The organism is Pseudomonas sp. GL-RE-26, assembly GCF_019956275.1.
In the GTDB taxonomy this organism is placed as follows: Bacteria; Pseudomonadota; Gammaproteobacteria; order Pseudomonadales; family Pseudomonadaceae; genus Aquipseudomonas; species Aquipseudomonas grandcourensis.
The window spans coordinates 1-1,244 of record NZ_JAHBDI010000079.1 but is presented as its reverse complement, the minus strand read 5'-3'; the positions used below and the strand labels follow the sequence as shown (position 1 = coordinate 1,244).

At 63.9% G+C, this 1,244-nt stretch carries 1 protein-coding gene; it reads right to left on the bottom strand.

Features of this window, described 5'->3' with window-relative positions; translation table 11 throughout:
* Positions 1-1,244 (bottom strand): calcium-binding protein (locus KGB07_RS27615; protein ID WP_223467218.1); only part of this gene is annotated, 1,244 nt, incomplete at both ends.

Here is a 1,244-nt window from a genome sequence, read left to right as displayed (position 1 = left end):
GTGTCCGCCCCGATCGCTACCACCGTGTCCGCCCCGTTAGCCGTTATGGTCACGTTGGCAGCGAACGTCGCGCTGTTGATCCCCAGCGCCGTGATATTGAGCAAGTCCTGCCCGGCCGGATTGGCTCCGAAGTTCAGGATCGTATCGTTGCCGAAACCCGCGGCAGCAAACACGAACGTATCGTTGCCGATGACGCCGCCACTCATCACGTCGTTACCGCCACCGCCGGTGAGAACGTCGTTACCTGCCCCCCCCACGAGCGTGTTGCCGAGCGCGTTGCCAGTGCCCGCAAAGTTGCCGCTGCCGCCGAAAAACAGATTGTCGACGTTGTCACCCAGGGTGTAGCTCGCAAGCGAGGTCCAGACCGTGTCGTTGCCGGCACCGGCGAGCTCGCTCACCACGTCCCCAAGATCGGCGACTTCATAGATATCGTCGCCACCGCCGCCGGCCATCGTGTCGGCACCTGCGCCACCGATGATGACGTCGTTACCTGAGCCACTGCTGAGGCCGTCGTTACCGGCGCCCCCCACGAGCGTGTTGGCGAGCTCGTTGCCGCTGCCCACAAAGTTGCCGCTGCCGCCGAAAAACAGATTTTCGACGTTGGCACCCAGCGTGTAGCTCGCAAGCGAGGTCCAGACCGTGTCGCTGCCCGCACCGGCGAGCTCGGTCACCACGTCCCCAAGGTCGGTGACTTCATAGGTATCGTTGTCGACGCCACCGACCATCGTGTCGGCACCGGCGCCACCGATGATGAGGTCGTTACCTGCGCCACCGATGAGGACGTCGTTACCCGCCCCACCCACGATCCTGTTGTCGAGCGCGTTGCCGCTGCCCGCAAAGTTGCCGCTGCCGCCGAAATACAGATTTTCGACGTTGGCACCCAGGGTGTAGCTCGCGAGCGAGGTCCAGACCGTGTCGCTGCCGGCACCGGCGAGCTCGGTCACCACGTCCCCAAGGTCGGTGACTTCGTAGATATCGCTGCCGCCACCGCCGACCATCGTGTCGGCACCTGCGCCACCGATGAGGACGTCATTACCCGCACCACCCACGAGCGTGTTGTCGAGTACGTTACCGTGGCCCGCAAAGTTGCCGCTGCCGCCGAAATACAGATTCTCGACGTTGGCACCCAGGGTGTAGCTCGCGAGCGAGGTCCAGACCGTGTCAATACCCTCACCGCCAAGCTCGGTCACCACGTCCCCAAGGTCGGTGACTTCGTAGACATCGTCGCCAACACCGCCGGCCAT